This window comes from Affinundibacterium macrobrachii, from assembly GCF_014652415.1.
In the GTDB taxonomy this organism is placed as follows: Bacteria; Pseudomonadota; Gammaproteobacteria; order Burkholderiales; family Burkholderiaceae_D; genus Undibacterium; species Undibacterium macrobrachii.
This window is the reverse complement of sequence record NZ_BMYT01000004.1, coordinates 239,540-264,184: the sequence shown is the minus strand read 5'-3', so window position 1 is coordinate 264,184 and position 24,645 is coordinate 239,540. Positions and strand designations below refer to the sequence as shown.

The 24,645-nt window shown below is 43.8% G+C and carries 24 protein-coding genes; 16 read left to right on the top strand and 8 right to left on the bottom strand.

Annotated features, from left to right (window positions below; translation table 11 throughout):
• The first annotated feature begins 75 nt into the window (after nt 1-75).
• Genes IE103_RS13205 through IE103_RS13190 form a run of 4 tightly spaced genes read left to right on the top strand, consistent with a single transcriptional unit; the run spans nt 76 to nt 2,755 of the window.
• Entirely contained in the window at nt 76-870 is a 795-nt protein-coding gene (locus tag IE103_RS13205; RefSeq protein WP_189346598.1) for a thymidylate synthase, read from the top strand.
• A gap of 12 nt (nt 871-882) precedes the next feature.
• The gene (locus IE103_RS13200) at nt 883-1,365 is read left to right on the top strand and encodes a dihydrofolate reductase (RefSeq protein WP_189346597.1); all 483 of its coding nucleotides are present in this window, start codon (nt 883-885) and stop codon (nt 1,363-1,365) included.
• Nucleotides 1,366-1,373: 8 nt separating this feature from the next.
• The gene (locus IE103_RS13195; RefSeq protein ID WP_189346596.1) at nt 1,374-1,943 is read left to right on the top strand and encodes a DUF4337 domain-containing protein; all 570 of its coding nucleotides are present in this window, start codon (nt 1,374-1,376) and stop codon (nt 1,941-1,943) included.
• Nucleotides 1,944-1,957: 14 nt separating this feature from the next.
• Nucleotides 1,958-2,755: a hypothetical protein gene (locus IE103_RS13190; RefSeq protein ID WP_189346595.1), complete on the top strand. Its 798-nt coding sequence runs from the start codon at nt 1,958-1,960 to the stop codon at nt 2,753-2,755.
• A 66-nt stretch (nt 2,756-2,821) separates the two neighbouring features.
• Here the strand turns inward: IE103_RS13190 and IE103_RS13185 are convergent, their stop codons facing one another.
• Complete coding sequence (locus IE103_RS13185; protein ID WP_189346594.1) at nt 2,822-3,508, bottom strand: ABC transporter ATP-binding protein; 687 nt, start codon at nt 3,506-3,508, stop codon at nt 2,822-2,824.
• A gap of 9 nt (nt 3,509-3,517) precedes the next feature.
• Here IE103_RS13185 and IE103_RS13180 point away from each other — a divergent pair, with 9 nt between their 5' ends.
• Together IE103_RS13180 and mnmH are read left to right on the top strand one after the other, a co-directional pair.
• Nucleotides 3,518-4,162 (top strand): arylesterase, encoded by a 645-nt coding sequence (locus IE103_RS13180; protein ID WP_189346593.1) that lies wholly within the window; start codon nt 3,518-3,520, stop codon nt 4,160-4,162.
• Between the two features lie 7 nt (nt 4,163-4,169).
• On the top strand, nt 4,170-5,240 hold the full coding sequence (gene mnmH, locus IE103_RS13175) for a tRNA 2-selenouridine(34) synthase MnmH (RefSeq protein WP_189346592.1): 1,071 nt from the start codon (nt 4,170-4,172) through the stop codon (nt 5,238-5,240).
• Between the two features lie 5 nt (nt 5,241-5,245).
• Here mnmH and ccoS read toward each other — a convergent pair whose 3' ends face one another.
• The 6 genes from ccoS to IE103_RS13145 form a co-directional block, all read right to left on the bottom strand.
• Nucleotides 5,246-5,389: a cbb3-type cytochrome oxidase assembly protein CcoS gene (gene ccoS / locus IE103_RS13170; RefSeq protein ID WP_189346591.1), complete on the bottom strand. Its 144-nt coding sequence runs from the start codon at nt 5,387-5,389 to the stop codon at nt 5,246-5,248.
• Between the two features lie 41 nt (nt 5,390-5,430).
• The gene (locus tag IE103_RS13165) at nt 5,431-7,713 is read right to left on the bottom strand and encodes a heavy metal translocating P-type ATPase (RefSeq protein ID WP_189346590.1); all 2,283 of its coding nucleotides are present in this window, start codon (nt 7,711-7,713) and stop codon (nt 5,431-5,433) included.
• The gene (locus tag IE103_RS18555) at nt 7,710-7,958 is read right to left on the bottom strand and encodes a heavy metal translocating P-type ATPase metal-binding domain-containing protein (RefSeq protein ID WP_268248972.1); all 249 of its coding nucleotides are present in this window, start codon (nt 7,956-7,958) and stop codon (nt 7,710-7,712) included. The genes IE103_RS13165 and IE103_RS18555 overlap by 4 nt, the downstream gene beginning before the upstream one ends.
• A 476-nt stretch (nt 7,959-8,434) precedes the next feature.
• Nucleotides 8,435-8,812 carry a Rieske (2Fe-2S) protein gene (locus IE103_RS13155; RefSeq protein WP_189346588.1) on the bottom strand — a complete coding sequence of 126 codons (378 nt, stop codon included), beginning with the start codon at nt 8,810-8,812 and terminating at the stop codon, nt 8,435-8,437.
• A 32-nt stretch (nt 8,813-8,844) separates the two neighbouring features.
• Nucleotides 8,845-9,504 carry an HAD-IIIA family hydrolase gene (locus IE103_RS13150; RefSeq protein WP_189346587.1) on the bottom strand — a complete coding sequence of 220 codons (660 nt, stop codon included), beginning with the start codon at nt 9,502-9,504 and terminating at the stop codon, nt 8,845-8,847.
• 68 nt (nt 9,505-9,572) lie between these two features.
• Nucleotides 9,573-10,580 (bottom strand): RluA family pseudouridine synthase, encoded by a 1,008-nt coding sequence (locus IE103_RS13145; protein ID WP_189346586.1) that lies wholly within the window; start codon nt 10,578-10,580, stop codon nt 9,573-9,575.
• Between the two features lie 679 nt (nt 10,581-11,259).
• Here IE103_RS13145 and IE103_RS13140 point away from each other — a divergent pair.
• From IE103_RS13140 to IE103_RS13110, 7 genes are all read left to right on the top strand, one after another.
• Nucleotides 11,260-14,397: an Rne/Rng family ribonuclease gene (locus IE103_RS13140; RefSeq protein ID WP_189346585.1), complete on the top strand. Its 3,138-nt coding sequence runs from the start codon at nt 11,260-11,262 to the stop codon at nt 14,395-14,397.
• Nucleotides 14,398-14,612: 215 nt separating this feature from the next.
• Nucleotides 14,613-15,761 (top strand): GTP 3',8-cyclase MoaA, encoded by a 1,149-nt coding sequence (moaA, locus tag IE103_RS13135; RefSeq protein ID WP_189346584.1) that lies wholly within the window; start codon nt 14,613-14,615, stop codon nt 15,759-15,761.
• Nucleotides 15,762-15,860: 99 nt separating this feature from the next.
• Complete coding sequence (gene mobA / locus IE103_RS13130; RefSeq protein WP_189346583.1) at nt 15,861-16,475, top strand: molybdenum cofactor guanylyltransferase MobA; 615 nt, start codon at nt 15,861-15,863, stop codon at nt 16,473-16,475.
• Nucleotides 16,476-16,537: 62 nt separating this feature from the next.
• A complete protein-coding gene (gene moeA, locus IE103_RS13125) occupies nt 16,538-17,812 on the top strand; it encodes a molybdopterin molybdotransferase MoeA (protein WP_189346582.1) in 1,275 nt (424 codons plus the stop codon).
• 163 nt (nt 17,813-17,975) lie between these two features.
• Nucleotides 17,976-18,842 (top strand): substrate-binding periplasmic protein, encoded by an 867-nt coding sequence (locus IE103_RS13120; protein ID WP_189346581.1) that lies wholly within the window; start codon nt 17,976-17,978, stop codon nt 18,840-18,842.
• Nucleotides 18,843-18,992: 150 nt separating this feature from the next.
• The gene (locus tag IE103_RS18450) at nt 18,993-19,829 is read left to right on the top strand and encodes a peptidylprolyl isomerase (RefSeq protein WP_229827276.1); all 837 of its coding nucleotides are present in this window, start codon (nt 18,993-18,995) and stop codon (nt 19,827-19,829) included.
• A 229-nt stretch (nt 19,830-20,058) separates the two neighbouring features.
• The gene (locus IE103_RS13110; protein ID WP_229827275.1) at nt 20,059-20,577 is read left to right on the top strand and encodes a lipocalin family protein; all 519 of its coding nucleotides are present in this window, start codon (nt 20,059-20,061) and stop codon (nt 20,575-20,577) included.
• Between the two features lie 236 nt (nt 20,578-20,813).
• Here the strand turns inward: IE103_RS13110 and purM are convergent, their stop codons facing one another.
• Nucleotides 20,814-21,857, bottom strand: a complete 1,044-nt coding sequence (gene purM / locus IE103_RS13105; protein WP_189346579.1) for a phosphoribosylformylglycinamidine cyclo-ligase — start codon at nt 21,855-21,857, stop codon at nt 20,814-20,816.
• A 207-nt stretch (nt 21,858-22,064) separates the two neighbouring features.
• Here purM and IE103_RS13100 point away from each other — a divergent pair, with 207 nt between their 5' ends.
• The 3 genes from IE103_RS13100 to IE103_RS13090 all read left to right on the top strand — a co-directional run bounded on the left by IE103_RS13100 (nt 22,065) and on the right by IE103_RS13090 (nt 24,638).
• On the top strand, nt 22,065-23,153 hold the full coding sequence (locus IE103_RS13100) for an AI-2E family transporter (RefSeq protein WP_189346578.1): 1,089 nt from the start codon (nt 22,065-22,067) through the stop codon (nt 23,151-23,153).
• Between the two features lie 58 nt (nt 23,154-23,211).
• On the top strand, nt 23,212-23,889 hold the full coding sequence (gene hda / locus IE103_RS13095; RefSeq protein WP_189346577.1) for a DnaA regulatory inactivator Hda: 678 nt from the start codon (nt 23,212-23,214) through the stop codon (nt 23,887-23,889).
• A gap of 68 nt (nt 23,890-23,957) precedes the next feature.
• The gene (locus IE103_RS13090; RefSeq protein ID WP_189346764.1) at nt 23,958-24,638 is read left to right on the top strand and encodes a histidinol-phosphatase; all 681 of its coding nucleotides are present in this window, start codon (nt 23,958-23,960) and stop codon (nt 24,636-24,638) included.
• Nucleotides 24,639-24,645 lie beyond the last annotated feature (7 nt).

The following is a 24,645-nucleotide window of genomic DNA, read 5'->3' as shown; positions in this document are numbered from 1 at the left end:
GGTTTCAACCACAAGGCATTGTTGTTCTACACTCCATATTCTCTCAAATTTTAATGACTTGAAGAGCCAAATAGAATGCAACAATACCTCGACTTGATGCGTCATGTACAACAGCATGGGCACATAAAAACAGATAGAACTGGCACTGGTACGCGCTCGGTTTTCGGCTACCAAATGCGATTTGATTTAAGCCAAGGCTTCCCATTGGTGACCACAAAAAAACTGCATTTACGCTCTATTATTCATGAACTTATCTGGTTTTTAGCTGGGTCAACCAATATCGCTTATTTAAAAGAAAATGGCGTATCTATTTGGGATGATTGGGCTGATGAGAATGGTGATTTAGGTCCAGTCTATGGTTCTCAATGGCGTAGCTGGCCGTTACCCAATGGCGGTCATGTCGATCAAATTGCGCAACTGATTGAACAAATTAAATCGAACCCTGACTCAAGACGCCTGATCGTGTCTGCTTGGAATGTGGCAGAAATTCCAAATATGAAGCTCCCACCTTGTCATGCTTTTTTCCAGTTTTATGTTGCCGATGGCAAGCTGTCATGCCAGTTATATCAACGTAGTGCGGATATTTTTCTTGGAGTTCCATTCAATATCGCCTCCTATGCATTATTGACACATATGGTCGCACAACAAACTGATCTGCAAGTTGGGGACTTTATTTGGACTGGAGGTGACTGTCATCTGTACAGCAATCACATGGAACAAGTCGAAGAACAATTATCACGCGCCCCCCATCCCTTACCAACACTAACAATTTCACGTAAGCCAGAAAGTATTTTTGATTATAAATTTGAAGATTTCGTGATTGAGAATTATCAATTCCATCCCCATATCAAAGCACCAGTTGCTGTTTAAGTTTGCAAAATTATGACCACTTTGACTCTCATCGTTGCTACCGATAAAAAAAATGGGATCGGCATCAATAATCAACTACCTTGGCATTTACCAGAAGACTTAGCACACTTTAAACGTACGACTTCTGGTCACACCATCATCATGGGTAGAAAAACCTTCGAATCAATTGGTCGGCCGCTGCCAAATCGAAAAAACATCGTGGTGAGCCGCAACCCAGATTGGCGACATGATGGCGTAACCTGTGTTGGTTCAATCAAAGAAGCCATAGATCACAGTGAAGGTGAAGAAGCGTTTGTGATTGGTGGCGCGCAGATCTATCAACAAGCGATAGCGCAAGCGCAAAAACTCATCGTGACAGAAATTCAAGCACAATTTGATTGCGATGCCTTCTTTCCTGAAATTGATCGCAACAGCTGGCAAGAAGATCAACGACAAGATTTTGTCGCAGAAAGCACTAATTTGCCTTATGCGATTGTTTCATATACAAGAAAATAGGAATCAAAATGGCAGGACACGGTTTTCATGTGCATGGCCCACATGACCATGAATTAGAACATGCAGCACATAGCAATGATATTTTTTCAAGCAAGATTGCAGTTATGACAGCGATCATGGCAACAGTGGGTGCCTTGCTTGGCTACGAAGGTGGTGCGACCCAAAATACGGCAGCCATGCTAAAAAATAGTGCTGCCATCAACAAAACTGAAGCATCGAATCGTTGGAGTCACTACCAAGCAAAATCAAGTAAACAAAACTTAGCAGAATTGGCCCTGCTTTTGCCTGCAAGCGATGTGAAAAAATATGAGACAGAAATTGAACGATATAAGGCCGAAAAAGATCAAATCAAAAAAGAAGCTGAAGCTTTTGAACAACGAGTAGTAGAATTAGAAAAAGCTTCTGATGCGGCATTGCATCAGCATCATCGCTGGGCACAAGCAATGACCGCAGTACAAATAGCTATTTCTTTGGCAGCAATTGCGCTTTTAACAAAGAAAAAATGGTTAGAATACACATCGTATAGTGTTGCAGCAGCTGGATTAGGTATCGCTGCTTTCGCTTGGATGCATATTTAACGAGAGTCTAGATCATGAATAAAACGGCTTATCTATTAATTTTGGGCATGCTTGGAATCGCATCTTCTGCTGCGCATGCGCAAAATTTCCGCTCTGGGCAGTTTTCTACGGCAGCGGCAGTCTATCCATCTCAGCAAGTACCGCTCGCAGGCGTACGTTACACACAAACCATCGCGATGAGCTCGCCTTTTGATGCTAGTTATACGCCGGTAAAGCAAAACAAAGCCGGACTATTTGTGAGTCAAACAAATAAGAGCACAGTCCATTTTTCCAAAGCTGGTAAGTTAGATTATGGCATCAGCTTTGATACAGAGCGTCAAGTTGGTTCTTCTTTCGATGATCTATTTGAAAAACCAAGTAACTCAGCACCCCAAACAAATTTCTCCACTAGCGCTTTTCTCGACTACAAACTTACGTCAAATTTCTCGTTGGGCTCATCGGTGTCGTATGGGATTGGTAAACAAAATGGTGCACGTCTGAGTTTGGCAGCAAAAGCGAATCGTGTATTCAATAAAAGACATGAGCTAACCGCAGTTTTTAGTGTGAATTGGAACACCCCTGCGAATTTGTCTAAAAATAGTCTTGCCATGCAGGACTGGCGTCAATCGCAAAATTTCTTGTCATTAAATTCCAATCAATTTAATCGACCTGAATTACGAATTGGCAGTAGCTGGAATTGGAATATTGATACCAACTGGACCTTATCTACAGGTATCAGTGCTCGTCATATCCTCAACTCACCGAGCAAAAATCCATTTGTCACACAACGTACACCCGTGACTATATTTTCCGTCGCGACTTATCGCTTCTAAAAACAAAAGCTCAAAGCAATCGCTTTGAGCTTTTCATTTCGAACAACTCAGAAGTTGACACTCACACTAAGCTAATCGTCCTGCTGCGATAGAAATTGTGCGTCCACAACGCGCCGCAATCGATAGGTCATGAGTCACCAACACCAAACTTGAACCACGTTCACGATTCAGTTCAAACATCAATTGAATCACGGCTTCACCCGTCGCTGCATCTAAACTACCTGTCGGTTCATCTGCAAACAACAAAGGTGGCTCTGTCACAAAAGCACGCGCCAAGGCAACACGCTGCTGTTCTCCACCTGACAAATATTTTGGATAGTGTTTAAGACGACTAGACAGTCCCACTTTCGCCAACATCTGTTCTGCTTTTGACCTCGCATCTTTATCGCCACGCAATTCCATCGGTAACATAACGTTTTCAAGCGCATTCAAATGCATTAATAATTGAAACGACTGAAACACAAAACCAAGCTGACTTTTACGTAATAGTGCTCGACCGTCTTCATCTAAGGCGAAAATATCGACACCACCAAGTTCAACCGTGCCCTCACTTGGCGTATCTAATCCAGCTAAAATGCCTAGCAAGGTCGACTTTCCAGAACCTGATGCACCAACAATCGCGACAGTCTCACCCGCTGCAACAGAAAACTCGATATTATGTAGAATAGTCAATTCACCTGTCGCATCAGCCACGCGCTTGCTCAGATTCTTGACATTAATAGCTGGAATACTGCTTTGATTAGAAAGGCTCATGTTAGATTTATGCGTTTAAATTTTAAGAAAACACTGAACATCTTCAGCGCAGTTTTTTTTGTCGTTCTCGGTTTACTCATGACAGGACATGCGCATTCTGCACCAAAAACTATACTTGTGCTTGGCGATAGTTTATCCGCAGAATACGGGCTGACACGTGGTACAGGTTGGGTCGCTTTGCTAGAAAAAAAGCTGCAAGAGAAAAAAATAAATGCGCGCGTCATCAATGCCAGCATCAGCGGTGAAACTAGTAGCGGTGGAAAAACTCGCTTAGGTGCGTTATTAAAAATCCATCAACCGAATATCGTTATTATTGAACTAGGCGGCAATGACGCTTTACGCGGGTTAGACCTCAATGTCTCTGAACAAAATTTCCGAGATATGTTGAATATGACGAAAGCAAGCAAAGCAAAACCCTTATTAGTCGCGATGCAAATTCCACCAAATTACGGCAAAGCATATACAGATAAGTTCTTCTCTATGTACGCCAAATTAGCCAAAGAAACACAATCCGCGTTAGTTCCTTTCTTTCTTAAAGGGGTCGCCGACAAACCAGAAATGTTTCAGCCTGATCGCATTCATTTAACGGCTGAAGCACACCCCACCATGCTAGAAAATGTATGGGGACCATTACAAAAATTACTGAGGAAATGAGTCCATTTTGAGTAATTCGCGTTTAATCAGTTTCGAACTGGCCTATCCATCGCTATCTACTTTTGATTGCATTATCGATGTTCGCAGCCCAGATGAATTTGCAGAAGATCACATTCCCGGTGCAATCAATTGCCCCGTTTTAAATAATGCTGAGCGAATCAAAGTCGGCACCACGTACAAACAAGTCAGTCCATTTGAAGCAAAAAAAATCGGTGCTGCACTCGTGGCGAAAAACATCGGTCAACATATCGAACAACTTTTTCTCGATAAGCCTAAGGAATGGAAACCACTGATTTACTGCTGGCGCGGCGGTAATCGTAGTGGCTCGATGACACATATTTTGGCAAAGATTGGTTGGCATGCGATGCAGCTTGATGGCGGCTACAAAGCCTATCGGCGCTTCGTCAATCAGCAATTGCCAGAATTAGCCGCTGAGGCGAATTGGGTCGTTTTGTGTGGCGAGACTGGTACTGGCAAAAGTCGACTACTTCAGCAATTAAGAATACAGGGCGCACAAGTCATCGACCTCGAACAACTAGCGCAACATCGTGGCTCGGTACTCGGCAAGCTACCGGACAACCAGCAGCCATCACAAAAATATTTTGAAACCGCCATTTGGCAACAGCTGCGACAGTTTGACTTCAGCAAACCGATTTATGTTGAAGCAGAGAGCAAGAAAGTTGGCGATTTACGTGTGCCAGATGCGATGATGGAGAGCATGCGACGATCAGCTTGCATACAATTACAATTATCATTAGCAAATCGTATCGCACTACTGAGCGAAGACTATCGCCACTTCATCGAAGACAACCAACTATTGAGTGAACAGCTTGCTTGCCTGACCAACCTACATGGAAAAGAACAAATTCATTTATGGTCAGAACTTGCCAAGCAAAAACAGACAGAAGAGTTGATCGCGCAACTACTACTGAAGCATTATGATCCAGCCTATCAAAAAGCCATCGCACGCAATTTTGCTTTAATTCAGCAGGCTAAGGTCTACCAAATTAGCGACAATTCAGATTCTGCTTATCAACAACTTGCGCAACAAATTTTAGCGGAAGATGATAGACGATAAACTGCTTAGGCATCTTTGTCGTCAATAATACTTTGCCCGATTTCATCGAGCTCTTCGAATTGGCGATGATTTAATGCCCACCAAAATACAACACCAATTGCAAACACTAAGATCACGCTGAGCGGAACTAGCAAATATAAAATATCCATGCGTTTAACTTTGCACTTTAGGATCAGTCAACAACCAGTCTTCAACTGACAGGAAGCTCGTAATCAGCTGGCTTTAAATTGAATAGTCGCAGTCCGTTTACGACAACAAGTAATGAACTCAGCGACATACCTAATGCTGCATGCCAAGGTTCCAAGAAACCCAATACTGCAGCAGGAACAGCAATGACATTATAAAGCAAGGCCCAGGCTAAATTTTGACGTATCAAACGATACGCCTTCTTCGCTAACTCTACACTAAATGTGAAATCACTCAATCGATTTGACATCAGCAAACAATCGCTACGGGTCTGCGATATTGGCGCACCCTGCCCCATTGCGACAGAAACATTCGCCAACGACAAGGCGGGGCCATCATTCATTCCATCACCAATCATGGCAACAATTGCACCTTGCTGCTGCAACCGTAAAATATAAGCATGCTTTTGCGCAGGACTTAAATCTGCCTGAAAATCAACAATGCCACATTGCTGCGCAACCTCAGCAACCACATCTTGTCTATCGCCAGATAAGAGAACGACTACCTTTCCTTGCTCTTGTAGCTCTCGCACCGCGGCTGCGGATTCTTCACGCAAACCGTCTTCCATGACAAAGAAAGCCAATACCTGCTCCTGATCACCGAAAACAGATACTGATTTATTGCAGAATTCAGATGGAATCTGCCATTCGCTTTGACTCAATGCGCTCACATAATCAAGACGACCTAAGCGATAGGTTTGCTCACCGATACTTACCTCAATTCCAGCACCAGCCAATTCCTGACTATGCTTAATCACCACCTCATTCATTACGGGAGATTGCGACTGCAGACTAAGCAAACTATCCGCAATCGCTTTTGCTGCCGGATGCAAGGACATACCAGCGATAGCTGCAATCAATTTTTTTTGCTGCTCTAAATTGCTCTCTCGATCGCCGACTGAATTCAAATAAACAGCATTAACAAGCTTTAACTTTCCATAAGTTAGCGTACCTGTTTTATCGAACACGACATGGGTCAAATTTGCCAAATTTTCGATCGCGGAACCTTTGGTCATTAGCATACCAAACTTCGCTAATTGTCCAATCGCTGCGGACATGACTCCGGGAGTCGCCAAAGATAATGCGCACGGACAAGTCACCACGATCACACTAATCGCGATCCAAAGAGCACGATCTGGATCAATCCAAGCCCAAACAATGCCAGACAAGATAGCGATAACTAAAATTGCAAACAGAAATCGGCTCGCATGTTTATCTGCAAGTGCAACCAAGCGTGGCTTCTCTAGACTTGCCGATTCCATCATCGCGATCATATTGGCTAACTGTGTATCGTTACCAACTTGCGTTGCACGCATCACTAGAGGACTATGCAAATTTACCGCCCCAGCAATTAGCTTATCACCAGCTTTCTTGCTCACTGGATGCGCTTCTCCAGTCATCAGTGCCTCATCGCACTCACTACGACCTTCGATTAATTCGCCATCGCAAGGAATCTGCTCACCTGCGGGAACCAGCAAATAATCACCTCGCTGAACTTCATCAGCACGACATGAAATCAGCAAATCTCTTGAAGGATAATTTGGCAGCTTTTGTGCCATGGTCGGATGAATCTGCGTCAATACAGAGAGCGCTGCTGACGTTTTCTGTCTTACATTGTCTTCAATAAAACGCGCGCCCAACAACAAGAATACAAACATAATGGCAGAGTCAAAATAAACTGCACCACCAAAAAAAGTCGCCCAAGAACTAGCGAAAAAAGTTAACAATATGCCGAGAGAAACTGGCACATCCATTCCAATAAAGCGCTGTCTAAGATCACGTATCGCACCGCGGAAGAATGGTACTGCAGAAAAAGTAATGACAGGAATTGTAATAACTAAGCTGGCGATTTTTAATAGTCGATCCAAATCGGGTGTGAGATCACCATCAATCTCCGGCACGGGCACAAGATAGGCAGGAAACGCATACATCATCACCTGCATCATTGCAAATCCAGCGACAAACAAACGCCATAGGGCGATTTTCTTTTCTTTGGCTTGGTATTCGCTTAAAGATTGATTCGCAGGAAAAGCTGCGTAACCAAGATCGACAATCGATTGAATGATTTCCTTTAAACTCAAACGAGCTGAATCCCAACGCAATTGCGCCTTCTGCGAAATAGGATTGATTCGAAACGATTCAACTCCAGTTAATTGAGAAACTCGAAACTCAATCAATTGCACGCAAGCGGCACAACGAATACCTGCTACGCTGAGTAATTCTGTTTGTATCTGCTGGTCTGAAGTTGGCAATTCACCTGTGGTTGAGGGCTCACTCGCGATGCTCATCTGGGCGAACTACTTTCATTGATTTGTTTGGATTGCAAATATTGTTCAATCAAACCATTACTTTGTATGGTGTTGAGCACAGCCAAACATCCATGGCAGCACACGGGCTGCTGCATTTGTTGAAACGTCGCCATTAATGCTCCATCTTTACGCATGCTTTCACCACAGTGAAAGCACAAGCATTTCTCGCGCTTAAACAAACGCGAGAAATAAGTGCCATAAATGTGCGACAGGGCTAATTGCATAAGAAAACAAAAATTTCAATATGATTTCTCGCATGATAACGGAGTATGTGCATTTTTTCTTGATTTGACGCAAGCAAATTCTACAAAACCAACAATTGAAAATACCTACTCAGAAATGAAAAACGATGGCATTAGCCATCGTTTTTATCACATTGGGGCTTATTAGAAGCCTCTAAACCGAGGAAAATTCACTCGATGATTTCTTCGCATTAATAGTACTGAAAGTACTGATCGTACAAACTAGACCTTCTACTTCATTCATAACCGGCAAAACATCCACACCGGAGCTCAAATGCCATTCGTCTGAAATACAAAAATATTTATGTATATTGACCTCCTCGCTTGAACCAGTTACGACTTCAATATAGTCGAGAGAATACGCGATAGGAAGAAAATTTTAACTATCTAAATGATTTTCAAGATTAAAGAAATTAAAGCAGCTCCAAGCAGACAAGCATGCCGTTTTGCACAGCAGACTAAGATACTGATGAAGACGATTTAACGGTCAGATAATCATCTGTGTGCCAATAAATCTTGCCATCCACTTCAATCACTTGAATTTTTCGTAATCGACCACCTCGGCAAGGGCCACCGGTGCAGTGACCTGTTTCAGGAACGTAAATCGCACCATGTGTTGCGCACATGATATACAGACCACTACCTTCAAAGAACTCGCCCGGAGACCAATCCAATTCAACGGGCACATGCGCGCATCGATTTAAATAAGCATGTGCTGCTCCATCGTAGCGCACAACAAATCCAGTTGCTTCGTCACTACCTGCAAGCAAGGGAAAGCGTATCCCTTTTCCACCTTCTTCTAGTTCTAGCGAATTACAAATAAAAATCTCAGCCATTTCTCCATCCTAAATTATTGATCGATAAGGCTTCATGCGTTTTCAGTTAACCACTGATGCAAATCTGCCACTTTCTTCGCTGAATACAAACTAGGCACAGTGGCCAACAACTCGGGTTCATGTGCGCCATATTCGACCGCAACCGCGGCAGCACCTGCATTTGCCGCCATCAATAAATCATGTGTCGTATCACCAATCATCAAGGTGCGTTGCATATCTTGCCCCAACTCACGAGTCAATTCCTGCAACATGGCAGGATGCGGCTTAGAAAAAGTTTCATCGGCGCAGCGTGTCGCATCAAACATCGACAAGACTTTAGCGCTATTCATTGCGCGATTCAAACCGACACGACTCTTGCCAGTTGCAACGGCTAAAAAATAACCTTGTTGCGCCAGATCTGCTAGCATTTCTCGAACACCTGGAAATAAAGGTAACTCGTGATCCCGCACTAAATAATGGTAACGATAACGCTCCACCATTTTTGGATAATACTTAGGATCAACATCAGGCATAACCGCACGCATCGCGTCTGCTAAGGCTAAACCAATCACATGGGCAGCCGCTGCATCATCAGGTACAGGAAGCTGCAAATCTCTGGCCGCAGCTTGAATACATTTTACGATGGTCGCTGTGCTATCCATCAGCGTACCATCCCAATCAAATACAATAAAATCAAATAACTTTTTTGCCATATTATTATTTTTTCACAATGCAAATTAACATCTTTTTTCCAAACAACAAATTATTGCAATTAACACAATCAATGCAAACTCTGTAGAAACTTTTCACATTCTTTCGGCAAAGGTGCATTCAAAGTCATTTGTTTACCAGTTTCTGGATGAGTGAAGGTGATTTGATGTGCATGTAAAAACATGCGTTTTAGCGCGCCTCGATGTTCAGTTGCCTTCAACAATGCACGATTCAGTGCAAAATCACCGTATTTATCATCCCCAGCAATCGCAAACCCACTGGATGACAAATGCACACGAATTTGATGTGTTCGACCAGTCTTAAGTTCTGCTTCTAATAACGCAAAATCGGTGTACTTTTTCTTCAAACTAAATACCGTATGTGACTCCATCCCATCCGCTTGCACCCTTACACGTCGCTCACCATCAGCCGTCGTATATTTGTGCAATGGCAATTTAATATGTTGACGTTGATTCTTCCAATCACCAGCAACCAAGGTTAAATACCGTTTATCTGTATGGCCATCACGCATTTGTTCATGCAAATTGACTAACGCTGATCGTTTCTTTGCTAACAACAATAAGCCCGAGGTTTCACGATCCAAGCGATGTACTAATTCTAAAAACTTGGCATCGGGGCGAGAAGCACGTAATTGCTCAATCACGCCGAAACTCACGCCAGAACCACCGTGCACTGCAACGCCAGCTGGTTTATCGATAATTAACAAATGATTATCTTCGAAAATGATAGCAAACTCAGCACCTGGGACATGCGTAGTTTCATTTTCCGCAATTCGAGTTGGTGGTACACGTACGATATCACCCGCTTGTAAGCGATATAACTGATCGATACGTCCCTTATTGACACGCACTTCACCTGATCTAAGTATGCGATAAACGTGACTTTTGGGTACGCCCTTGCAAATGCGCAACAAAAAATTATCAATACGCTGACCTGCATCTTCTTCATTAATCGTAATCAGTTGCACTTGTGCAAAAATTTGCGAGGCTGGCTGTTCATCCACTTTTTTAGATGGTTTTTGAGAATTTGCCGCCATTTTTATCGCTAAGTCCTTCATTTTGAATATATAATCGCTGCAGCTGAAGCTTACCAAGCTTCAGCATGTGTAAGAAAGACGACTATTCTACACAGGGGCGTGTCTATCGGCCTCGCCATTTTGCAAATTCGATAGAAAAGATGTGTATGCACATCGTTTTACAGGTCAAGGTTGCAACCAATTGTGGCAATCGGATTCATGCAAAGCGATTTGGATCAGAAGGTTTGAAATATAAGGATAAGTCTGGCAAGAGACGCGAATTGACATAAATTCGTTGGCTTGCCGGTTGATAGTTTGAAAAGTACCGGTCGATTCCGTCATACGTTTTGCTTTAATTTGATTAACAAACGCTTTGACACTATTAATTTTAGTAAGTTGCGCATCGCCTGAATAATATTAGCTTGGTTAAAGCTGCTGTACATCACCAGATGACAGAGTACAAGCAAGAATACTCGGAGACATGTGCACTCGCCTAGGTGAGAACTATCCGCGCCAAGCGCATAACAGAAGTAAAAAGTTCCTTTGAATGATTCCAGCATTTGGCTGATCGCTCGTAGGAGATTTTTGTATTTCTTTATGCCAGTGGCATTTCCCACGCCCTCAAACTCTCCGTTCTCGCATACATCCAATGTAAGCACCTCACGATTACTCAGCCAAGCTGATCATTGTGAAATATGGCTTTAGTGCCATGGAGAAAAATATGAAACGTATGCTGTTTAATGCTACGCAGCAAGAAGAGTTGCGCGTAGCCATTGTTAATGGGCAAAAGCTGATTGACATTGATATCGAGACCACTGGACGCGAACTCCGTAAATCGAATATCTACAAAGGGGTTATCACCCGCATCGAACCATCATTAGAAGCCTGTTTCGTCAATTATGGCGAAGAACGCCATGGCTTTTTACCATTCAAAGAAGTTGCTCGCAGCTACTTCAAAGAAGGTATCGACGTCCGCAATTCATCAATTAAAGATGCATTGCGCGAAGGTCAAGAAATCATCGTACAAGTAGAAAAAGAAGAACGCGGCAACAAAGGTGCAGCTTTAACTTCCTTCATTTCTTTGGCTGGCCGCTACTTGGTTTTGATGCCGAATAATCCGCGTGGTGGTGGTGTTTCTCGCCGTGTTGAAGGTGAAGATCGTCAAGAATTGCGCGAAACCATGGATAAATTGGATTTGCCACAAGGCATGTCCGTGATTGCTCGTACCGCCGGCATCGGTCGCAATGTTGATGAATTGCAATGGGATTTAAACTATTTAATGCAACTCTGGCGTGCAATTGATGGCGCTGGCAAATCTGCACAAGGCGCATTCTTGATCTATCAAGAATCTTCCTTAGTAATCCGTGCTATCCGTGATTATTTCCAACCGGACATCGGCGAAATTCTGATCGACACCGACGACATCTACGAACAAGCACAGCAATTTATGAGCCACGTGATGCCCGACATGGTGCACCGTGTTAAGCGCTATAGCGATGATGTGCCTTTGTTCTCTCGCTTCCAAATCGAACATCAAATCGAAACTGCGTACTCACGCACAGTACCTTTGCCATCTGGCGGCGCGATTGTGATCGATCATACAGAAGCTTTGGTTTCTGTCGACGTTAACTCGGCGCGTGCAACTCGCGGCGGAGATATCGAAACAACGGCATTCAATACCAACTGCGAAGCAGCCGAAGAAGTGGCACGTCAATTGCGTTTGCGTGACTTGGGTGGTTTGATCGTGATCGATTTTATCGACATGGAAAACGCCAAGAACCAACGCGAGGTTGAAACGCGCTTAAAAGACGCATTGCGTTATGACCGTGCGCGTGTCCAAATGGGTAAGATTTCCCGTTTTGGTTTGATGGAATTATCGCGTCAACGTCTGCGCCCTTCGCTGTCCGAAGGCAGCCACGTGACTTGCCCGCGTTGCAATGGCACAGGTCACATTCGCGATACTGAATCCTCCGCATTGCAAGTTTTGCGCATCATCCAAGAAGAAGCGATGAAGGAAAATTCAGCCGCGATCCACGTCCAAGTTCCAGTCGATGTCGCTGCCTTCTTATTAAATGAAAAGCGCGGCGAAATCCTCAAAATTGAAAATCGCCATCGCGTGACGGCAATTTTGATTCCAAATAAACATTTGGAAACACCCCATTACAAACTTGATCGTTTGAAACACGATGATCCACGTTTGGAAGAAGCGCATGTTAGCTACGCTATGGCGGAACAAGCGGATACTGATATCGGTTACAACAAGCGTCAAAAAGACGAAGTAAAACCGCGTCAAGAAGCCGTTGTTAAGAGCATTACACCAGAGACCGCACCTATCGTTGAGCGTAAACCAGCACCGGTAGCGGCAAGTCCAAAAGCAGGTTCAGAAGGTGGCTTATTCGCCGGTATTGCGAAGTTCTTTAGCTCTATCTTTGGCGGTTCAGAAGCAAAAGCACCTGCACCAGAAGACAAGCCAAAACATGGTCGCGATAGAAATGATCGCAATCGTCAACGTAATCGTGGTCAAAATGGTCGCAATGGTCGAAATGGTCGCAACGGAGCAGAAGATGACCGCGCGGCAACGAGCAATGCAAACCAAAATAGTAACAACAATGGCAATGCGAACAAGTCTGCAGATAAAGATTTAACAAAGTCTAGCTCCGAAACTCAAGCGCGCCAAAACAAACCGGCACGCCCTCCTCGCGAAGAAAAAGAGACGCAAGAAGGTCGTCGTGATCGTCAACAGCGCCAACGCGACGCGAAGAAAGATAGTGCAGAAGTAAAAGCAGACGATGTTGCAAGCACAGCAGCAACTAACTTAACTTCACCAGCACTGAACAAGCCAAAAACTCAGGAATTGCGCGAGCCACGTGAGAACCTGGTAACCGGACCTGAGCAAGATGGCGCAGAACCTCAGGCAGAAGAAGGTCGTCGTCGTCGTCGTGGCGGTCGCAACCGCAATCGTCGCGATCGCAATGGTGTAGAAAATGCGGACTTGGCAACAAATGCAAACGAATCTAATGCTGAACAAAAGCATGAGGATCCACCAGCATTTATCCCTGTTGCTGATTTAATGATTAACACACCAGTTGCAAATGAGACGATCAGTGCTAGCCCTGCTGTAGAGCTTACTACTGTCCAGACTGAGGAAAAACCGGTGGCTGCATCTTCAAATCAAGAAGTCGCCGTTGATTCACCAGTTCAAACCAGCTTGGATCTCGCTCCTGCAGCAGTTTCTGCAACCGTGCCGGCTTCCAACATCGAGGTAGTTGCTTCGCACATTGAAGACTCAAACGTCTCTGCAAATGCTCCTGTAACGAACAATTCTGAGGTAACAAGTGTCAACATTGCGGCTGAAGCTGCGACTATTTTGAATACAGAAGCAGTTGTCAATTCATCTGTATCGACCTCCGCAGACGCGGCTGTTGAAGTCCCTACTCAGGCTACAGATTCAAGCACTAATTCCAGCACAAATTCAAGCGAAGAATCAGCTGCAACTTCAGCACCAGAAGCTGACATTGCTGTTCAAGCATCAGCAAAACCGCTTGAAACAACTGTGACAAGCACACCAGTAGCGATGAATGAAACACTACCGATGTTTGCCGAAGCTGTTGCCGCCGAAGTCGCGCCTGTTGCACAAATCTCTACGCCAGCACCTGTCGTAGAACCTGCGCCAACAGTCGATCTCAATTCGGTCTTGGCGCAAGCAGGTCTGGTATTGGCAGCAACTGATCCAGAAAAATTAAAGGCTGCACAACAAACATCAAGCCAAGTAGCAGCCGTGCCACGCTTGGGACGTCAACGCAAGCCAGCTGCAGTCGTCGCTGATGAACCTTTAGTTTTCGTCGAAACAAAAAAATAATCGACCTTGTCGTTGGTTTGGCTAATCAGCTAGACTAGCCAATAACAAAATAGCCCAGTCACCTCAGGTACTGGGCTATTTTTTATTGGTATTTGATTGACGTTTCAGCGCGCATTGTTTCAACAATCAAGCGTGCTTACTTTCACAGCAGCTTCAACAAAACATGTCAACTCGTGATATTGTTCGTGAAATTTTCTTATCGATTTTTCTGACTTATGTCTAAACAATTCATTCCAATAACAATGCTCCCTAGCGACAACGATTTGGTCGATTTATCTTGGAATAATTTGCCTTCCGACAGTTCAACTGGAGCACTAAAGGATCAACTGCATCGTCCATTGCAAGATCTAAGAATTTCAGTGACAGACCGCTGTAACTTTCGCTGTATGTATTGCATGCCCAAAGAGATATTCAATAAAGACTATGCGTATCTTCCACAACGTGACTTACTCAGTTTTGAAGAAATTACCCGATTAGCGAAACTCTTTGTTGCACATGGCGTCACGAAAATTCGTTTAACTGGCGGCGAGCCCCTACTACGGAAAAATCTCGAAGAATTAATTCATATGTTGAGCGGAATACGCACCACTAGCGGTCAACAAATTGATCTCACCTTAACTACAAATGCCGCATTGCTTAAGCAAAAAGCACAAAGCCTAAAAGATGCTGGATTAAATCGTCTGACAGTTTCGCTCGATGCGCTTGATGACCATATTTTCAAACAAATGAACGATGTTGATTTTCCGGTAGCGCAAGTGCTTGAAGGAATCCAAGCGGCAGAATCGGCTGGCTTTGGGCAAATCAAAATCAATATGGTTGTTAAAAAAAGTGTCAACGCCAACCAAGTTATTGAGATGGCTCGCTATTTTAAAAACACACCGCACATCCTTCGATTCATTGAATTTATGGATGTGGGATCATCGAATGCATGGTGCATGGATGAAGTGATGTCAACAGCGCAGATTATTGATACGCTAGCAAATGCAGGTATGCCATTAGTAGCACTTCAAGCTAACAGTAAAAGTGAAACAGCAACACGCTATCAGCATCGAGATGGGCAAGGAGAAATAGGCTTTATTTCTAGTGTGAGCAAGGCTTTCTGTCGCGATTGCAGTCGTGCACGACTATCTACCCAAGGAATGCTCTATACCTGTCTGTTTGCCACAGCTGGCTACGATTTACGACAATACTTACGCAGCAATGAGCCAAATCAAGATTCCAATCAAATAGACGTAAAAATCTCTAACTTAGTCGCTTCAATCTGGCAGAATCGCCAAGATCGCTACTCAGAATTACGTGGGAGCGCAATGATTGCTAAAGATGTGGCATCGCAAAAAATTGAGATGTCATATATTGGTGGTTAGGCCGCGCAAGGCATCGAGAAAATGGGGCGATGATCGCGTACTAACTGTCTAATTTACAGTAAGCCATTTATTCACATTCACAATAAAGAAATCTTTCGCATGATCCCGATTGAACAAATCTCTGGGTTGATATTAGCTGGTGGTCGGGGCTCGCGCATGGGGCACGTGAACAAAGGTCTACAAACATTTAAAAATGAAGCGATGGTTTCGCACGTGGTTCGTCGATTAGCGCCACAAGTTGGGCAATTAATGATCAATGTAAATCAAGATGGAGATCAATACGCTCCATTCTCTGATCATTTAATCGCCGATATTCTTCCCAATTATGCCGGCCCACTGGCTGGTGTACATGCTGGATTAAATTATTGCAAAAGTGACTTCATGGTGACTGCACCTTGCGACTCGCCATTTCTCCCGCTCGATTTGGTACAGAAGCTTGCGACTGCTTTAGAACAAACAAATACTCAGCTAGCGGTAGTCATTACCGCTGACATCGATGCTCATCATGAGCACAGCCTTCGATGGCAACAGCAACCTGTATTTTGTCTACTCAAAACCAATTTGAAATCGCACTTGGAAGCGTTCCTAAAAAATGGTGGTCGCAAAGTCAGTGATTGGTATCGTGAATTAAGCGTGGTTGAGGTTGCGTTTGAACAGAGTGCTGATTTTCGCAATATCAATACCAAAGAAGAATTGATATTATTTGCCAATTAAAACGCTTCGACAAAGCGCAATTACGCTCCCACACCTCTTTAATCTCATTAAAGAACACCCTTATGAAGCCAACCAATACGCAGCACAGCAATTCACAACAAGATGGTTCCCCACTATCTGTCGATCAAGCACGAAACTGGATCTTATCTAATTTAAGCCCCATAACGGATAGCGAAGAGCTTGATCTCAAATCTGCACTTGGCCGCGTCATTGCAGTAGACGTACTCTCGCCAATCGATGTCCCTGCGCATAATAATTCAGCCATGGATGGCTATGCCTTCAACGGAACACAGTTACACCCCGATCAAATATTACATCTAAATATTGCTGGCGAGGCACTTGCCGGTCATCCGTATCAACAGCAAGTCGGGTTAGGAACTTGTATCAAAATCATGACCGGTGCCGTCATGCCAGATTCTTGCGACACCGTTGTTCCTCAGGAATTCGTCAGCTTGACGTCAAACCAAATTCAGATTCCCGCCAACAAGATAAAACAAGGAAACAATTGTCGCCTGCGTGGTGAAGACTTACGAAATGGCTCCTGCGCCATCACTAAAGGCAAGCTAATTGGGCCAGCGGAGTTAGGCCTACTCGCTTCACTCGGCATTGCAAAAATCAGCGTACAAAGACGCTTAAAAGTCGCCTACTTCTCAACTGGCGATGAAGTTCGCTCACTGGGAGAAACACTAGAGGCTGGGTGTATCTTTGACAGCAATCGCTATACCGTATTCGGCATGCTATCTCGCCTAGGTTGCGAGGTCATCGATATAGGTGTCGTCGAAGACCAACCTGAAGCTTTAGAACAAGCACTGCGCTGTGCGTGCGAACAAGCCGATGCGATTATTACATCAGGTGGTGTCTCAGTTGGTGCCGCCGATTACACCAAACAAGTCATGGCAAAATTAGGACAAATTAATTTTTGGAACATTGCAATGCGACCAGGACGCCCATTGGCTTTTGGTGAAATTCAATCAAACGGCAATTCGGCCTATTTGTTTGGCTTACCAGGCAATCCAGTCGCAACCATGATCAGTTTTTATTTTTTTGTGAAACAAGCACTACAACAGCTCAATGGCGCAATCATTACGTCTCCAATTTTGGTGCCAGCGACATCGACGCAAGCTATCGCCAAACGGCCAGGGCGGACCGAATATCAACGTGGAATTGTCAGACGCAATGGCAACGGCTCATTGGAAGTGAACATCACTGGCGCACAGGGTTCTGGCATGCTGCGGTCAATGTCAGAGGCTAACTGCATCATTGTGTTAAACGAAGATCAAGCGGATGTTGTTGCTGGCACTTTGGTTGATATCTTACTGCTAGAGGGGCTTGTATAAATCCCTCTGTTTTTTTAAGTCAACTTATCCGTTTTCAAAAGTCAATTCAAAACAAAATGTAAAAAATCATATTTGCTCATTCGAATCAGGTATACATCCTGCGCAGGGCCCCCATTCCCACTTATAATTGCAGCACAGAAATTATGAAGACCACGTGGGCCTAATGCAACAATCCAAAGAACTTATATTCAATTCCCCTCACCTAATGCGCAAGCAAATTGGTGTGACGAAGTATTGGCTATCACAAACAATCGGCTTACTCGCTCTTACTTTATTTGTTTGTTGCTATTTGATTGTTACTCCCAGTTTTGCGCAAACCAAAGTTCCTCTACTTTTTGGCGAAAATCGCAATGAAAAAGGCGAGCTCAACCCTATCCCGGAGCGCTTTACCAGCATATTTGCAGCAATCGAAAAAGATCACAATATTCAATTTAGTCTACAAATTTATCCTTGGAATCGTGCCGTAAAAATCGCCAGTACAGAGGGCGGATTAATTTTTGGCTTAAGTTTGACACCAGAGCGTGCAGAGATTTTTCGCTTTTCGGAACCTGTTGTTTATCAATATCTATGGTTAGTAACGCGCGCAGATCAGCAATTTCCATTTAATACGATAGAAGATTTAAAAGGAAAAACCATCGGCGTCGTTCGTGGTTCCAAGTATGGTGGAGAATTTGATCGTTTAAAAAATGTCTTATTTAAAACCGATGATGATATCGATGCCTACGGACCTCGCCTGAAAAAATTACAAAATCGACGTATCGACGCGATGATTTTTGCTAGCCCCTTAACAAACCACAAAGAAGTCGAAGCGCTCATTAAAACAATCAAAATCCCGCAAGAAAACGAAACGGACTTATCAGCACATCAAGTAACGCGATTTTCTGTACTACCTATTCCTGTGCTCAAAGACGGAATTCGATTTGCTTTATTAAAAGGGAAAAATGACAAATTAATCAGCGACATTGATCGTACATTAAGTAAATTGAGCAAATTAAATGCAAAGCAAAAAGGGAGAAAAAGAGATCAATAAACACACTATCATCGCTCGCGATTGCAGCCCTTTGTTCACACATACAAATTGCTACATATTGCTACAAAATTAGGACAGGAAAACAATTTCTGATCCTCAGTCGGCAGCCTATACTGCTGTTTTATCTAATCAAGCTTTTTGGAGTTCCTCTTGAAATTACCTGTTTTTTTATTGAGTTCTGTTGCGCTATTGAGCGCTTGTGGTGGCAGTGGTAGCGACAGTTCAAGCCCAGCAACGAGAAAAGTTAGTATTTCTGAAGTAAGCAGTGACCAATTGGTATATCGTAAAACAAGTGTTATCACTGTGAAAGGGCAAAACTTAGATTTAGGCATCAATATGTCGCATCAAGGTTGCCTAAAAATAACCGAATTAACAGGTAGCACTCCAACGCAAAAAGTATTCAGTTGCAAAATTATCGGTGTTGGAAGTGTTCCTATTGTTATTAGTGATGGCAGTTCAAATTCTCTGTATGCCAATAACGTGACCATCCCACTTGCGAAACAGCCGCAAGTAACGATGACAACTTCATTGGGCAGCGTAGTGCTTGAATTAAATCCAGCAAAAGCGCCTATCACTGTCGATAATTTCTTGAACTATGTTGAATCCGGTTTTTATGTGAATAAGATTTTTCACCGTGTGATTCAAGATTTTATGATTCAAGGTGGTGGTTTCAATGCAGATTTAACACAACCAGCAACACAAGCGCCAATCAAGTTAGAAGCTGGTAACGGTCTGAGCAATTTACGCGGCACGATCGCGATGGCACGTACTGAGGTTTTAGATTCGGCTACCGCACAGTTTTTCATTAACGTCGTTGATAATCAAGCACTCGATACCAATGCTGGTGGATATGCAGTATTCGGCAAAGTGGTGAGTGGTATTGAGACCGTCGATAAAATTAAGGTCGTTCCAACATCAACCCGTGGCGGGTTACAAAATGTTCCGGTCACAAGTGTGTTAATTAACTCAATGATACAAACACAGTGATCAATCCAGTTTTCAAGTCTTAATCTCCCTCTTAGGGCCGGTTCTCATACCCGGCCTTTTTTTTATTTAAAAGATATCCAGCGCAAAATATTCCAACTCTTTAAGTTATTTAAGCTAATTAAGCGATTGAAGATTCCTTCAAAGAGATTCTGTACAGCCATCTTCCAAAGCAAAAACACTTTAGAATGAAGTCCTTTCAACTTCACATCCTAAAATCATGAAGAAGCTTTTGACAGTCGTAGCGCTCGCATGTACCAGCTTATTAAGCGCTTGCAATGAAGAATATGCGCCATTAGCGACCGTAGAAAAAGTCGATTTAAATCGCTACATTGGAAAATGGTATCAAGTTGCTTTTATCCCCAACAAGTTTCAATCGAAGTGTGTGGCCGATACACAAGCTGAATACCAACGCGATGACGACCAAATTCGCGTGATTAATCGTTGTCGAATCAAAGACGGCAGTATTGAAGAGGCAAATGGCGTTGCCAAACTTGTTGAAGCCAGTGGAAACGCTAAGCTACGCGTTAGCTTCTTCAGGCCGTTCTACGGCAATTATTGGGTACTCGATTTAGATCCGAATTATCAGTGGGTTTTGGTTGGTGAACCAAGTCGGAAATATAGCTGGATTTTGTCGCGCTCTACTCAACTCGATCGATCAATTCAAGAGAAAATTCTAGCGAAAGCTGCAACGCTCGGTTACAACATCAATCAATTTCAAAACAGTGCGCAAAGCAATCCATTAAATTAAGCTGAACGAATATTTCTGATTCTATAATCACGAACTCCCCAAACAAAAAGACCAGAATCTGCGAAATACAGATTCTGGTCTTTTCTTTTATTCATAAAACGAACTACAAACTATCTTGCTGAATAAGCATGGCTGACGAGCTAAAAATAAAGAACTACAGCGAACTTAGTATTAATTCTCTATAACTGCCTTACATCGCATACATTCGATCAAGACAAACAACGTCGAAATTTGAGTTACACAACGATAGTTTGATGTTCATTCCCTTCGCGTGCGCGAATCGCGCCAATCTTGTACACCGTTTCGCCTGCGGCTGTGAGCTGTGCCATTGCAGCATCTGCTTGATCGGCTGCCACGATGACAACCATACCAATACCGCAGTTAAACACGCGATGCATTTCTGCGTCAGCCACACCACCATGTTGTTGCAACCATTTAAACAATGGTGGCATTTCCCAAGATTTACTATCCAAGATCGCCGTGAGTTTATCGCCCAAGACACGTGGTACGTTTTCTACCAAACCACCGCCAGTAATATGCGCCATACCCTTCACTTCCATACTCGCCATCAAAGCCAATAAAGGTTTGACGTAAATGCGCGTTGGTGCGATCAAGGCATCTGCCAAACTACGACCGTGGAAATCTGCATTTAAATCTGGATTCGCGACTTCGATGATCTTACGGACCAAAGAGAAACCGTTGGAATGAATACCTGAAGACGCCAAACCTAAAATTACGTCACCTGGAACAATCTTGCTACCGTCAATGATCTTGGATTTTTCAACCGCACCGACTGCAAAACCAGCTAAATCATATTCACCTTCTGGATACATCGAAGGCATTTCTGCTGTTTCTCCGCCAATCAAAGCGCAACCCGCTTGTTCGCAACCAAACGCGATGCCTTTGATCACATCGGTCGCTGTCGCCACATCCAATTTGCCGCAAGCAAAGTAATCAAGGAAGAACAGTGGCTCTGCGCCTTGTACCAAAATGTCGTTGACGCTCATCGCAACCAAATCAACACCGACAGTATCGTGACGATTTAAATGGAAAGCCAATTTCAATTTAGTACCAACACCGTCTGTACCAGAGACCAATACCGGCTCTTTGTACTTTTTGCTGACTTCAAACATCGCACCAAAACCACCGATGCCAGCCATGACGCCTTCACGCATAGTACGTTTTGCAAACGGTTTAATCGCATCGACCAGCGCGTCGCCAGCAACCATATCGACACCAGCGTCGGCATAAGAAAGAGAAACAGGAGTATTTGTGCTCATAGGATATTCGTCAGTAGGGGCTTGAGGCGGTAAAATAGCGGAATTGCCAGAAACGTAGTTCACAAAAATTCGTAATTTCCTTAAAAATTCAGGGAGAATACGAACTTTAGTAAAACCAAAAGCGGTATTTTAACAAATTGACCTGCGTTTTACCTAGTTTTTAGGCAAATCCAGCGTTTCATATCGAAGTTTAACTGACTAAAGTCTATGCCATTTAATTTGACCAGTAAGCAAAAACAATCTTTAACGTGGTTAGGTGTCGCCCTCGCGTTTATTCTTTTGCTATCGTTATTGGGACCGATTTTGATGCCATTTATTGTGGCAGCGATTTTGGCTTATGTACTTAATCCTTGGTTAGACCGTTTATGCCAGCTACGCTTTAGAAATAGGCAATTACCCAGACCGATCGCTGCAACCTTGATGATTTTATTTGTGGTTGCGTGTATTTTGGCAATCGTCCTCATTATGGTACCGATTTTACAAAAGCAAATTCCCTTGCTACATAATCAAATTCCATTATTTCTCGACAAGCTCAACACCACAATCGGTCCGCTGTTACATGACTTTGGCATCCAAGCCAATATTGATAGCGAGGGTATCAAAGCCTTAATCAGCAGCCATCTGTCCAGTAGCGGTGATGTGATTGGCAAAGCAGTCTTGTCCTCGATTCGCGTTGGTGGAACTGCTGTATTAGGTATGCTGGCTAACTTTATTTTGATTCCTATAGTTTTGTTTTATTTAATGGTTGACTGGCATGCCTTAATCGCGCGAGTGCGCAATTTCATTCCTCGCCGCTGGTTAGCGCAAACCCAATCATGGTTTAAAGAAGTCGATGAATTACTCGCTCAATATTTACGTGGTCAGATATTGGTGATGGTCGTGTTGGCTTGCTACTACTCCGTTGGTCTTGCAATTGCTGGATTTGATCTCGCTCTTCCAGTCGGGATTTTGACTGGATTATTAGTATTCATTCCTTACTTAGGTTTTGGATTGGGCCTATTTTTAGCCTTGATCAGTGCAGTTCTGCAGTTCAGTGATCTGCATGGTTTGATTGCAGTAGCGATTATTTATGGCGCTGGCCAAGCCTTAGAATCCTTTTTCCTGACACCCAAATTAGTCGGAGAACGGATTGGTTTGCACCCGCTGACGGTCATCTTTGCCTTAATGGCTTTTGGTCAGTTATTTGGTTTCATAGGAATCTTGGTTGCACTTCCTGCATCGGCAGTCTTGTCGGTGGCGGCGAAAAACCTACGTATTTCTTATTTAAATAGTTCCTTTTATCGTCAATCACAATGAAGACAATTTGTAATGTCTTGAGTGGTGCCGAAACTGATTTTTGACGATATACACGACAATGAGACAGCTTTTACTTGATCTAGATGCGGAGAGCCCTCCGTCGCTAGACACCTTTGTAGTTGGACAAAATGCAGAACTGGCACAAATCTTGTGCCTGTTTTCAGAACGTATTGCGAGCCAATATGGCGAACGCTCGGTATATCTATGGGGAGAAGCCGGCGCAGGCAAGACACATCTGCTGAACGCGATTGCACAGACGCCCAATACTCGTTACATCAGCGCAAACGCGGCGGAAGAGGAATTTTGGTACAGCCCCGAGATTAATCTTTACTTGCTTGATGATTGCGACCAACTGTCGCCAGCGGCTCAAATTGATGCATTTGCTTTATTTAATGAAGCGCGTGCAAACGGTGCTTTTTTTGTGGCAGCGGGGAACCATCCGCCAATGATTTTAAACGTGCGTGAGGATCTGCGTACCCGATTGGGATGGGGCTTGATTTACCAAGTTATTGGTTTATCAGATGAAGATAAAATCGACGCATTAGAGCGATCAGCGCAGGCCAAAGGAATCGGATTAGCACAAGGCGTGTTGCCGTATTTAATTACCCACTATCGCCGCGACATGCGTTCGCTAAGTTCTATGCTGGGTGAGCTCGATCATTATTCACTAGAGACCAAACGCCCTATTACCTTACCCTTATTGCGCGAATTATTGCAAAGAGATCACGCAGAATAAAGTTGACTGCGGTGAAAAACGAGCACCCTGAGTATGTATTGAGATAAACAATGATGACTAAACAATCGATGCAAAATATCGCCTTATTCGATCTTGACCATACCTTATTGCCGATAGACTCGGATTACGAATGGGGTCAATTTTTATGCCGCATTGGTGCAGTCGATGCAGACGAGTTTGGTCGTCGCAATGCAGAATTCTTTGCACAATATCAGGCTGGCACTTTAGATCCGGTGGAATATTTAGAATTCGCACTAGGCACTCTGGCGCAATTTTCAGGTCAACAACTGAATGATTATCATACGCAGTTTATGCAAGAAGTCATCAACCCTGCCCTACTGCCAGCGGCGTTTGATTTGCTCAAACAACATCAAGAGCAAAACGACTTAATCGCCATCATCACCGCGACCAATCGTTTTGTTACCCAACCCATCGCACAAGCGCTAGGCGTTGAACATTTATTGGCGGCAGAACCACATTTCGATGAACAAGGCAATTTGACTGGTAAACTGCGCGGTGTGCCGACTTCTGGCCCCGGCAAAGTCACGCATTTACACGCTTGGCTGGCGCAACAAGGCAAGCAACTGAGCGACTTTACTAAGAGTTATTTTTACAGCGATTCTCAAAATGATATTCCATTGCTCTCCATCGTGACGCACCCGATCGCGACCAATCCGAATCAACTCTTACTGGCCCATGCGCAAGCAAATGGCTGGCCGACGCTGCAATTATTTGCGCAACATGATTAACAGTAAC

Coding starts and splice junctions, on each gene's coding strand:
- IE103_RS13205 (WP_189346598.1), top strand. CDS start 76: ATGCAACAATACCTCGACTTGATGCGTCATGTACAACAGCATGGGCAC.
- IE103_RS13200 (WP_189346597.1), top strand. CDS start 883: ATGACCACTTTGACTCTCATCGTTGCTACCGATAAAAAAAATGGGATC.
- IE103_RS13195 (WP_189346596.1), top strand. CDS start 1,374: ATGGCAGGACACGGTTTTCATGTGCATGGCCCACATGACCATGAATTA.
- IE103_RS13190 (WP_189346595.1), top strand. CDS start 1,958: ATGAATAAAACGGCTTATCTATTAATTTTGGGCATGCTTGGAATCGCA.
- IE103_RS13185 (WP_189346594.1), bottom strand. CDS start 3,508: ATGAGCCTTTCTAATCAAAGCAGTATTCCAGCTATTAATGTCAAGAAT.
- IE103_RS13180 (WP_189346593.1), top strand. CDS start 3,518: ATGCGTTTAAATTTTAAGAAAACACTGAACATCTTCAGCGCAGTTTTT.
- ccoS (WP_189346591.1), bottom strand. CDS start 5,389: ATGGATATTTTATATTTGCTAGTTCCGCTCAGCGTGATCTTAGTGTTT.
- IE103_RS13165 (WP_189346590.1), bottom strand. CDS start 7,713: ATGAGCATCGCGAGTGAGCCCTCAACCACAGGTGAATTGCCAACTTCA.
- IE103_RS18555 (WP_268248972.1), bottom strand. CDS start 7,958: ATGCAATTAGCCCTGTCGCACATTTATGGCACTTATTTCTCGCGTTTG.
- IE103_RS13155 (WP_189346588.1), bottom strand. CDS start 8,812: ATGGCTGAGATTTTTATTTGTAATTCGCTAGAACTAGAAGAAGGTGGA.
- IE103_RS13150 (WP_189346587.1), bottom strand. CDS start 9,504: ATGGCAAAAAAGTTATTTGATTTTATTGTATTTGATTGGGATGGTACG.
- IE103_RS13145 (WP_189346586.1), bottom strand. CDS start 10,580: ATGAAGGACTTAGCGATAAAAATGGCGGCAAATTCTCAAAAACCATCT.
- IE103_RS13140 (WP_189346585.1), top strand. CDS start 11,260: ATGAAACGTATGCTGTTTAATGCTACGCAGCAAGAAGAGTTGCGCGTA.
- moaA (WP_189346584.1), top strand. CDS start 14,613: ATGTCTAAACAATTCATTCCAATAACAATGCTCCCTAGCGACAACGAT.
- mobA (WP_189346583.1), top strand. CDS start 15,861: ATGATCCCGATTGAACAAATCTCTGGGTTGATATTAGCTGGTGGTCGG.
- moeA (WP_189346582.1), top strand. CDS start 16,538: ATGAAGCCAACCAATACGCAGCACAGCAATTCACAACAAGATGGTTCC.
- IE103_RS13120 (WP_189346581.1), top strand. CDS start 17,976: ATGCAACAATCCAAAGAACTTATATTCAATTCCCCTCACCTAATGCGC.
- purM (WP_189346579.1), bottom strand. CDS start 21,857: ATGAGCACAAATACTCCTGTTTCTCTTTCTTATGCCGACGCTGGTGTC.
- IE103_RS13100 (WP_189346578.1), top strand. CDS start 22,065: ATGCCATTTAATTTGACCAGTAAGCAAAAACAATCTTTAACGTGGTTA.
- hda (WP_189346577.1), top strand. CDS start 23,212: ATGAGACAGCTTTTACTTGATCTAGATGCGGAGAGCCCTCCGTCGCTA.
- IE103_RS13090 (WP_189346764.1), top strand. CDS start 23,958: ATGCAAAATATCGCCTTATTCGATCTTGACCATACCTTATTGCCGATA.